Origin of the sequence: Streptomyces sp. NPDC050743, from assembly GCF_044456925.1 — a bacterium.
Lineage (GTDB): Bacteria > Actinomycetota > Actinomycetes > Streptomycetales > Streptomycetaceae > Streptomyces.
Map to the genome: position 1 here is coordinate 1 of NZ_JBITGJ010000172.1, position 9,984 is coordinate 9,984.

The 9,984-nt window shown below is 69.7% G+C and carries 9 protein-coding genes and 1 pseudogene; 3 read left to right on the plus strand and 7 right to left on the minus strand.

Features of this window, described 5'->3' with window-relative positions; genetic code table 11:
- Nucleotides 1–563: 563 nt before the first annotated feature.
- Nucleotides 564–1,367, plus strand: coding sequence for an alpha/beta fold hydrolase (locus tag ACIBJF_RS49460; protein WP_399184456.1), 804 nt, complete (start codon nt 564–566; stop codon nt 1,365–1,367).
- A gap of 129 nt (nt 1,368–1,496) precedes the next feature.
- Here the strand turns inward: ACIBJF_RS49460 and ACIBJF_RS49465 are convergent.
- The 7 genes and pseudogenes from ACIBJF_RS49465 to ACIBJF_RS49495 form a co-directional block, all read right to left on the minus strand.
- Nucleotides 1,497–1,755, minus strand: a pseudogene (locus tag ACIBJF_RS49465) (transposase); the annotation flags it as partial.
- Nucleotides 1,756–1,792: 37 nt separating this feature from the next.
- The gene (locus ACIBJF_RS49470) at nt 1,793–4,189 is read right to left on the minus strand and encodes a glycoside hydrolase family 65 protein (protein ID WP_399184457.1); all 2,397 of its coding nucleotides are present in this window, start codon (nt 4,187–4,189) and stop codon (nt 1,793–1,795) included.
- The gene (locus ACIBJF_RS49475; protein WP_399184458.1) at nt 4,186–4,929 is read right to left on the minus strand and encodes an HAD family hydrolase; all 744 of its coding nucleotides are present in this window, start codon (nt 4,927–4,929) and stop codon (nt 4,186–4,188) included. Before ACIBJF_RS49475 ends, ACIBJF_RS49470 begins: the two co-directional genes overlap by 4 nt.
- A 10-nt stretch (nt 4,930–4,939) precedes the next feature.
- On the minus strand, nt 4,940–5,146 hold the full coding sequence (locus ACIBJF_RS49480) for a hypothetical protein (RefSeq protein ID WP_399184459.1): 207 nt from the start codon (nt 5,144–5,146) through the stop codon (nt 4,940–4,942).
- Between the two features lie 105 nt (nt 5,147–5,251).
- Entirely contained in the window at nt 5,252–5,779 is a 528-nt protein-coding gene (locus ACIBJF_RS49485) for a GNAT family N-acetyltransferase (RefSeq protein ID WP_399184460.1), read from the minus strand.
- A 443-nt stretch (nt 5,780–6,222) separates the two neighbouring features.
- Complete coding sequence (locus ACIBJF_RS49490; protein ID WP_399184461.1) at nt 6,223–6,720, minus strand: hypothetical protein; 498 nt, start codon at nt 6,718–6,720, stop codon at nt 6,223–6,225.
- Between the two features lie 179 nt (nt 6,721–6,899).
- Entirely contained in the window at nt 6,900–7,619 is a 720-nt protein-coding gene (locus ACIBJF_RS49495) for an SDR family NAD(P)-dependent oxidoreductase (protein WP_399184462.1), read from the minus strand.
- 175 nt (nt 7,620–7,794) lie between these two features.
- Between ACIBJF_RS49495 and ACIBJF_RS49500 the strand changes: the two genes are divergently transcribed.
- Nucleotides 7,795–8,655 carry an NAD-dependent epimerase/dehydratase family protein gene (locus ACIBJF_RS49500; protein WP_399184463.1) on the plus strand — a complete coding sequence of 287 codons (861 nt, stop codon included), beginning with the start codon at nt 7,795–7,797 and terminating at the stop codon, nt 8,653–8,655.
- 168 nt (nt 8,656–8,823) lie between these two features.
- Nucleotides 8,824–9,720: a LysR family transcriptional regulator gene (locus tag ACIBJF_RS49505; protein WP_399184464.1), complete on the plus strand. Its 897-nt coding sequence runs from the start codon at nt 8,824–8,826 to the stop codon at nt 9,718–9,720.
- Nucleotides 9,721–9,984 lie beyond the last annotated feature (264 nt).

Here is a 9,984-nt window from a genome sequence, read left to right on the forward strand (position 1 = left end):
TGACGGCGATCCGGCTATCCCTGCCCTGCCCCGCAGGAGTCCGATTCCTCCCCGGCCTGAAGGCCGGGGCATCCTCGGAGGAACCCGGTGAACGGTGTCAGGACTGGTAACCGTGACCGTCGTAGAATCCGCCGCTGAAGCCCCGGATCAGACGGCCGTTGCCGAGAAGGACCAGCCGATGCGGCCTACGACGCCGCAACCTTCGGAGAAACATCGCCCACCTCCAGAACCAGGCAGGACCGCTCAACATCAGGCTACTCGGCCCGGAATGCCCCGCAACCGGACTACCCCCACCGATCGGCCGGGCCTACCACGACTGTGCGTCACGCAAAGGCACACCACGTCAACAAGCCGGGCTTGATGAGGCCTTGGGTCATTTTTCTCTTCAACCGTGAACTACCGGCCCATTCCCATGCGCTTCCTCGCGGTCATCCCGACCACGTCCACGGACACTGGTCGAGCAGAACAGCCATCAACTGGCATCGGTTGGTGGTCCGTTGGGGCTTGGCAGCGAGGCTTGCTCAACGTGTCGTAAGGAGATCTTTGCGCGCTAGGGTGCCCAGGTGACGTGGACCGAGCGTGTGGTCGAGCGGGGCGGTGTGCGGCTTGTCTGCCGGGACTGGGGCGGAGATGGACCGGCGTTGGTGCTGTTGCACGGGCTGGCTGGCCATGCGGGTGAGTGGGATGCACTGGCAGGACACCTGAGTTCGGCATCTCGGGTGGTCGCCGTCGACCAACGCGGTCAAGGCGCCAGCGACCGCTTCCCTTCTGACGTCTCCAGGGATGCCTTCGTTGAAGACGTCGTCGCCGTGGCAGACCAGTTGGGCCTGGGGCGCGTTGTTCTTGTCGGGCAGTCGCTGGGCGGCCACACGGCGATCCTGGCCGCCGCGAGGCATCCTGAGTTGGTCCGCGCGTTGGTGGCCATCGAAGCCGACGTGAGCGGTCCCGACCCCGAGTGGCCGGGGCATGTCCGCCGGTGGCTCGACTCGTGGCCGTCCCCCTTTCTCTCACGCGATGCTGCGGTCCAGTTCTTCGGCGGCGGAGCGATCGGCCGGGGCTGGGCGGACGGCCTGGAGGAACGCGGCGGGCAATGGTGGCCCCGCTTCGACCCGGACGTGATGGTCCAGTCCGTGGTGGACGCTGCCCGGCACTCCTTCGCGCACGAGTGGGAGCGCATCGACTGCCCCACTCTGCTCATCCTGGCGCAGTCGAGCTTCATCTCGCCTGCACGCGTCGATGAACTGATGCGCCGCCGCGTCCCGACCGTGTCCGTCAGCATTCGCGGAACCCGTCACGACCTGCACCTGGAGCAACCCGACATCGTGTACGACCTGATCTCCCCCTTCCTCACCGGTCTATCCGCGTAGGGACACGCCGGGACCTCCGCTGGTGTGGCCGTCAGCAGCGCGAGGGGCGAGTTCCGTGTAGCCGAGTTGTTCGTCGATGCAGAGCAGGTCGACGCGCCCGTAGCGGGTGATGGTCTTGTTCAGCGGCTTCTCGTCGGCCGCCTCGACCAGCTCGTTGACGAGCTTTGTTCCATCAAGAGCCCACCGCAGCTGCCGTATGTGCGCCGTCTTGAAGGAGCTCGGCTGTGCGGGCGGGTCGCGCCCGGGCCGGCAGGTGCGGCGCTTCCACGCGATGGCCCCGATCGTGCGCCCGGTGAACGGCCCGCCGTCGCCCATGAACCGGATCGGCCGGCCTCAACGGCTCGATCCGGACCCGCATCGCATCACTGACCAACCACCGGACAGACACAGCCGATCGACTGCGCGGACCATCGAAGCGACGCGTCCTACTCCTGTGTCGCCGCCCGGTCCTCCTCCTCTGTGGGCAGGCCCACCGGGCGGCGGCCCGGGGGCTGTTGGGGCTCGGGGCGCACGGGTGCGTGCGGCAGACGGCGGTCCACCGGGGTGCCGGCGATCAGGGTCGTCGGCTCCCCGTAATGCAGCACGACCAGGGACTCGCCGTCTACCAGGTGGTACCGCACCTGCGACGGGCCGATGTCCACCTTGAGCCTGCATCCGCGTACCAGCAGCGTGAAGGCCACCCTGGACAGCGCCTCCGGCAGGCGCGGTGCGAATGCCAGCAAGCCCGGTTTCCCGTCGTCGCCGGCGTACCGGCGCACGCCTCCGAAGCCGGCGACGAGCGCGATCCACGTCCCGGCGAGGGAGGCGATGTGGAGCCCGTCACGGGTGTTGTGTTCCAGGTCGTCCAGGTCCATCAGCGCGGCCTCGCCGAGGTAGGCGTAGGCCAGGCGCAGATGGCCGGTCTCGGCGGCGAGGACCGCCTGGAAGCACGCCGACAGGGAGGAGTCGCGGACGGTCAGCGCCTCGTAGTAGGCGAAGTTGCGTGCCTTCTGCTCGTCGGAGAAGGCGTCCGGGCACTCCGTCATCGCCAGCACCAGGTCGGCCTGCTTCACCACCTGCTTGCGATACAGGTCGAAGTAGGGGTAGTGCAGCAGGAGGGGGTAGTTGTCGGGCGGGGTGGCCTCGAAGTCCCAGCGCTGGAGACTCGTGAAACCGGCCGACTGCTCGTGCACGCCGAGCGCGTCGTTGTACGGCACCGCCATGCGGGCCGCGGCGTCCCGCCACGCCGCGGTCTCCTCGTCGTCGACACCGAGTTCCGCGGCGCGCTCCTGATGTCGCGCGGCGGCGTCCGCGGCCGCGATCAGGTTCTGGCGGGCCATCAGGTTGGTGTACAGGTTGTCGCGCGTGATCGCGCTGTACTCGTCGGGACCCGTGACCCCGTCGATGTGGAAGACGCCTTCCGCGTCGTGGTGTCCGAGCGAGCGCCACAGCCGCGCGGTGTCCACCAGGAGGTCGAGCCCCTCACGGCGTTCGAAGTCCTCGTCCCCGGTCACCATGACGTACCGTTCGGCGGCCATCGCGATGGCGGCGTTGATGTGGAAGGCGGCCGTCCCGGCCGGCCAGTAGGCGGAACACTCGGCACCCTCGATCGTGCGCCAGGGGAACGCCGCCCCCGCGAGCCCCAGCTGACGCGCGCGTTCCCGCGCCGCCGGCAGCATCTGATGACGCGCCCTCAGTGCCGATGCGACGGCCTCCGGAGCGGTGAACGTCAGCACGGGGAGCACATAGGACTCGGTGTCCCAGAAACAGTGCCCGTCGTACCCGGTCCCGGTCAGGCCCTTGGCGGGAATCGCCCGGTTCTCGCCCCGGGCCGCCGCCTGGAGCACATGGAAGAGGGCGAACCGCACCGCCTGCTGGATGCGCGCGCTGCCCTCGACCTCGACGTCCGCGCACGCCCAGAAGCGATCCAGGTACGCCCGCTGTGCCGCGGCCAGACCGTCCCAGCCGGTGCTGACCGCGGCCGCCACCGCCGCGTCCACCTGATCGTGCACCGCCGGCAGCGAGCGCTCGCCCGACCAGCCGTAGGCGACGAACTTCACCAGCCGGAGCGTCTGCCCGGGCACCAGGTCCGCGGTCACCGTCAGACGGCTGACGTCAGCCTCGCACTGCGCCGTCCATCGGGTGCTCTCCGGCCCTTCGACGAGATGGTCGGCCGCCGCCCCCACGCGCAGCGCGCTGCGGTCGGTGCGGTGCACGAGCCGCAGCCGGGTGTCCTGCGCGAAGTTCTCCTCGGCCACCAGCGGTGACTCGATCGCCGCGGCCACGCGCGGATCGCCCTCGAAGCGCGGCAGTTGCGCGTTGGCGACGAGCTCGGACTGCACGGCCACCGTGGTCGGCCCGTCGACCGGCTCCACCTCGTACACCACCGCGGCCACCGCGCGCTGGGTGAAGGACACGAGCCGCCGTGAGGAGATCCGCACCGTACGACCGCCGGGTGAGGTCCATCGTGCGGTGCGGCTGAGGATGCCCGAGCGGAAGTCCAGGACCCGCTCGTGGGCGACCAGCCGGCCGTAGCGCAGGTCGTACGGGTGGTCGTCGACCAGCAGCCGGAAGATCTTGCCGTCGGTGACGTTGATCATCGTCTGGCCCGACTCGGGATAGCCGTATCCCGCTTCGGCGTAGGGCAGCGGATGCCGTTCGTGGACGCCGTTGAGGTATGCGCCGGGCAGTCCGTGCGGCTCTCCCTCCTCGAGGTTGCCGCGCCACCCGACGTGCCCGTTGGAGAGGGCGAAGACCGATTCGCTCTGCGCGAGCACGTCCAGGTTCAGCTCGGTCTCGCGCAGGCACCACGGTTCGACCGTGAAGCTGGGATGGGTGATCACCGGTCCTCCAGAAGGTCGGCCAGGTCACGAACCACCACATCGGCGCCGTGGGCCCGCAGCTGCTCCGCCTGGCCCACCCGGTCGACGCCCACCACCACGCCGAACCGTCCCGCCCGCCCGGCCTCCACGCCGGCGAGGGCGTCCTCGAACACCGCGGCCTCCGCCGGATCCGTGCCGAGCCCTCGGGCCGCCTCCAGGTAGGTGTCGGGGGCGGGCTTGCCCCGCAGCCGGCGCTCGTGGGCGACCACTCCGTCGATCCGCTCGTCGAACAGGTCCTCGATACCGGCCGCTCGCAGGACGTCGCGGGTGTTCGCGCTCGACGACACCACCGCGCAGCGCAGGCCCGCCGCCCGCGCCGCGTGCACGAACCGGACCGAGCCGTCGTAGGGTTCCACCCCCTCCTCGCGGATCCGCCGCAGGACCAGCTCGTTCTTGCGGGTGCCCAGGCCGTTCACCGTCTCCGCCTCCGGCGGGTCGTCCGGTGATCCCTCGGGCAGGTGCACCCCGCGTGCGGCGAGGAAGGTGCGCACGCCGTCCTCACGGGGCCGGCCGTCCACATACTCGTCGTAGTCGCCGATCTCGTCGAACGGCACGAACTCGGTGCCCTCGCGCGTCGCGCGCTCGCGGAGATATCCGTCGAACATCTCCTTCCAGGCGGCCGCGTGCACCTTCGCGGTCTGGGTGAGCACCCCGTCGAGGTCGAACAGGCAGGCACGGACGTGCGCAGGAAGCCCCAGCATGCCGACGAGGCTAGAAGGCACCTGCGGACGGGCGCGGCAGGACACCGTCCGGCACGCAGGAAGAGACCCGGTTGGCCGAGGTGGTGCGGGCGCCGTTGATGCCGCGTGCGTAGCAGGCGTGCCGGGCGGCTGCCGCGAGCAGCCTGGTGACCGGGCGGCGCTGGGTGGCGCTCACCGTGGCCCGCTTCTCCGCGTTGTGCGAGTCCGGATCGGGCATGCTGCTCTTTGGTCGGCTTGTGCGGGAAGCGGCGTTCGGCATACCGCTGTGCCTCCGAGTCTCCGGCTCGACACCTGTCCCAGCCCGCACTGACCAGCGGTCAGTTCACCGGGCCTCCAACAGCTCGGTCGAAGACTGGAACCCGGATCGACGGTAGAGCGGAGCACTGCGTTCCGACGGCCAGACGATCAATACGTCCATGCCGCCACTCTGCGCATGCCTCCTCAGGGCTTCGAGAAGGGCCGCTCCGAACCCACGATTGCGGTGTTCAGGCGCCACGTAGAAGTTCGTGACATAGCCGATCGGGGTGTTGTCCTCGTAAGGCTCCGGCATCCTCTCCACCAGGTGGAGGAAGACGTGCCCGCAGATCTCGCCGTCGCTTTCGGCGACCCAGGCCAGCCAGCGTTTGCTCGCGAGCCGCTCCCGGATCCACTCCTCCGCATGGCTCACGGGCCGCACCGGCTCGGAGAGGTCCCCTTCATGGTCCTCACGCTTGAATGCCCAGCGCAGACGGGCCAGTACCGGAGCATCAGCCGCATCAGCCTCGCGGACATGGACGTCAGTGATCATCAGGCCAGTCTCGCGCACCCCCGTGTTGTCGCGCTCCCGGATTTCCTGGTCCAGCCCCGTCATGCCGGTCGGCAGCCGGATTGCTGGACCGGCGGACGGCTGAGCGGGCCGGGCTCGTCCCGCAAGTGGCGCGTTGTACAGCGGATGTGACCCGGCCGGACCGCACCGCGATCGAGCATGACATACAGAAGCCGCTCGGCGAGCCGCACGGTTGAGGTCACGGGCTGGGCGAAACAGCCGACCAAGCTGTCGATGGTGCGCCGCAGGCCCCACGGCGGTCCGGACCGGAGGCTGTGCCACGGCGGAAGCCAGTACGAGTGCGTGGCGGACGCGTTCTGTCCCCGCTCGCCGAGCGGGTGCGGAGCGCGCCCGGCTCCCGGCAGGACCTCCGGCATGACGCCGAGACATGCCCCGTCAGCCTGACGCACAGTCAACGAGCCAATGCCCTCCCGGACGACGGCAGTCCATCGGCCGTCGTCCGGGTTCCCGCGGGGTCGGCCTGCGGCTCAGCAGCCGCCGCAGTTGTAGTACAGAACGTCCCAGTGGCTGCCCTCGTCGGTGTAGACGTTGCCCGCACCCGACGTCCACATCGGGTAACCGTCGCCGCGCAGCCCGGAGTAGCTGAAGTTGCTCTTGATGTAGTTCCCGAGGCAGGTGTACTTGCTCATGTCGAGCTTGTAGCCGTTCCAGTGCGAGTATGTGCCCGAGGCGTGCCCGACCTCGGTACCGCCGGTGATGTTCAGGGCACAGCCGCTGGCGCGCTTGAGCGTCTGGGCGCCCTGGGCGGTGGCGAGGTTGAGCTGCTCGAACGAGGTACAGGTCGAGTTGTAGCGGTCGGAGCAGTTACCGGAGGAGGACCAGGTGATGCCCACCTCGCGGAACATCTGGGTCGCGGTGGCGTGGCTGATCTTGGTGACGGCGAAGGCGTCGGTGGCGGTGCCGAGGACTGCGACGCCCGGGGCGACGACGAGCGCGAGAGCGGTCAGTGCAGAGCGGACCTTCATGGGGAGCCTCCTGCGAGTGGCCGTGCTTCCTATGGGGCGGCTGTGCAGGTGGTGCCAGGCGATGATGCCAGAGTTCTACGCGCGTCTGCCAGAGGGGCGGCCAACTCGCGGGCGCACCCGGGCATTTGCGCGGGCATCGGGAGATGTAATGGCTGCGGCGGACGGGTGGGGTGGGGTGGTCAGGCGTCGATCTCGTGGAAGCGGTACTCGATCCGATCGCGCTCGGTGTAGAGCTGCCAGTGGGTTTCGGTGAGTTCGTCGGGGTCGAGGACATGCAGGCAGGTGACACCGCCGGGGACGGCGGCCAGGTCCTCGGGCGACATCGCCGCGTAGGACTCGCTGCCACTGATCAGTGCGACCAGGGTGGAAACGCCCGCGTGAACACCGGCGCCGGCGACCTCGCCGTGCAGGAAGTAGACGAAGTTGCGGAGGGCCGACATGGCCGGGCCGATGCCGCTGATGTGCGGCTGCGGGTCGGCGGCCGCGAACCCACCGGTGACGATGAAGCCGCCGTCGCCGCGTTCGGTCATCTCCGGCAGGACGGCGTGGGCGATCTCTACCGGGGTGAGCAGGAACAGGTTGATCATCGGCGCCAGGCGGGCGGCGTCCAGCTCGGCGGCGGGGATGAAGGCGGTGCCGCCGGGCAGCGGCTGGCAGGAGACGACGTCGATGCGGCCGAAGCGCTCGCGGATGGCCTCGACGACCGGGCGGGCGTTGGCCGGGTCGGCCGGGAAGGCCGCCGCCTCGATGCCTTGTGAGGCGAACTCTTCGACCATCGTCCGGAGCCGCTCGGCTCGGCGGGCGACCAGCGCAACGCGGGAGCCTTCCTTGCCGAAGCGGCGGGCGAGCACGGTACCGAGACCGCTGCGGGCACCGAAGCTGGCGACAACCTGGGACATGGGCGTTTCCGGCTGTCCAAGACCCGTTCGTTGTCGCTGATACCCCGCTGGACATGGGACCCGGTGATACCCGACGGGTATCACAGACGGCGGAAGAGGTCTTGGACGCGGGTCCGTCTCCGGGCGCAGGCTGGTCAGCGAAGTCACCGGCCCACGGAGATAGGAGCCACAAACCATGAAGATCTTCCTTACCGGCGGATCCGGATACATCGGCAAGGCCACGATCAGCGCCCTGGTCCGCCACGGGCACACCGTCGAGGCCCTGGCCCGCAACGACCGCGCCGCCGAGACGGTCAGCGCCCTCGGCGCTACGCCGGTGCGCGGGGGGCTGGGAGACCTCGGCGTGCTCAACGCCGCAGCGGCCCGTGCCGAGGCGGTCGTACACCTGGCGCAGGCCGAGACCGGTGACGAGGACCTCGCGGCCGCCACCGCCATGCAGGACGGCATCGGCACCGGCACCTACGTGCACACCGGAGGCACCTGGATCTACGGCGACACCGACGGGGTCGTGGACGAGACCGCCCCCTGGAACCCGCCCGCCCTGGTCGCCTGGCGCAAGCCCGTCGAGGACGCCATCCTGCAGCGCGCGCAGCACGGTGGCCGCCCCGCCGTGGTGCAGCCCGGCCTGCTGTACGGCGGCGAGAACCGCCTGATCGACATCTTCTACACCACCCCCGGCAAGGAATCGGGCGCCATCCCGTACATCGGCGACGGCACGAACCGCTGGGCCCTGGTGCACATCGACGACCTCGCGGAGCTGTACGTCGCCGCTCTCAGGGCGAAGCCCGGGTCGGTATACGTCGGCGTGGGCGGCGTGAACCCCACCGCCAAGGAGTGCGCGCTGGCCGTCGCCCGGTCCGTCGGCCTCGACGGCAAGGTCGCCTCCATCACCCTGGAGCAGGCCCGCCAGCAAATGGGCCCGATCGCGGACGCCTTCGCCCTCGACCAGCAGCTCACCCCCGCGCGCGCCGAGGCGGAGCTGGGGTGGACCCCCGTGCGGACCGACCCGCTGGCCGTGCTCGCCGCCGGCGAGTGAACCAGACCGGGATTGGGTGGGCTCCGCCTGCGACGGCCCACCGCACCCGGGCGGTAGATTCACGACCAAACGCCTCGGTCGTCCCACGGGGCGATCGCGGCAGTCGTTTCCAGGACGGCCGAGTGACCAGACGGGTCGTCGCGTCGGGAAAGTGAGCGGTGAGTCCGGGTGGATCTTGATCTGCGGAAGCTCCGGTATTTGGTGGCAGTGGCCGAGGAGCTTCACTTCGGACGCGCGGCCGAGCGGCTGCACATCGCCCAGCCGGTGCTGTCCCGGCAGATCCGGAGCCTGGAGGACGAGCTGGGCGCCGAGGTCTTCGATCGTGACCGGCGCGGCACGCTGCTCACTCCGGCCGGACAGCAGTTGCTCGAGGACGCCGTTCCGCTGCTCGCCTCGGCCGAGGCGCTGCTCCGACGGGTCAGGGCGGCGGCGCAGGGGACCCCCACGCTGACCATCGGCTTGATGCCCGGCATCACGGTCACCCCTGCCATGACGGCCTTCACCGCGCGTCATCCCAGTGTCAACGTGCGCCTTCTTCGCACAAGTTGGGACGATCAGGTGGAGGTGCTGCTGGACGGCCGGGCGGACGTGGGCGTCGTACGGCTACCCATCAACCAGCACGGCCTTCAGGTGCGGCCGCTGTTCCAGGAGCCGCGGGTCGTCGTGCTGCCGGTGGGACACCACCTGGCGAAGAGGCAGTCGGTGACCGTGAGCGACCTGGCCTCCGAGCACCTGCTCCAGGACCCGGACGCCGTTCCCGAGTGGCGTGACGTGGCACTGGAGTTGCGCGACAAGCGGCGCCCAGAAGTTCCGCCGATCCATCAGGTGGAGGAGAAACTCGAACTGGTGGCCTCCGGCGCCGGCATCTGCGTGCTCCCACTGTCCACCGCCAACTTCTACACGCGTCCGGACGTCATTCCGTTGCCCGTGGAGGACCTCGGCCCGAACGAGGTGGCCCTGGCCTGGGTGGCGTCCCGCCGCTCCCCCCTCATCCACGACTTCGCCGAGGCCGCGGCGGAAACCTTGGGTCGGCCCCGGACGGACGAACACCCACCCGGACACTGAGCCGGAGGTGACTCTCGACATGGGGGGCACCACGTTCCCGCACCAAGTGCCGGGGCACTGACAGCCTCAAGTCCCGAAAGATCTGGGCGGCCGGACCTCCCGTGCTCTCTCAGCTTGATCATTAACCTCGCTGCTGTTTCAAGCGGACGTGTTCGGTGAGGGTTTCGGCTCGTTTCACGGTCTTCCCGGGCTCGTAGCGTGGGGCTGGCCTGCGGTTCTTCGAGCCGGGTGGGCGTCCGGGTCCGGGCTTGGCGGGTTGGGGCA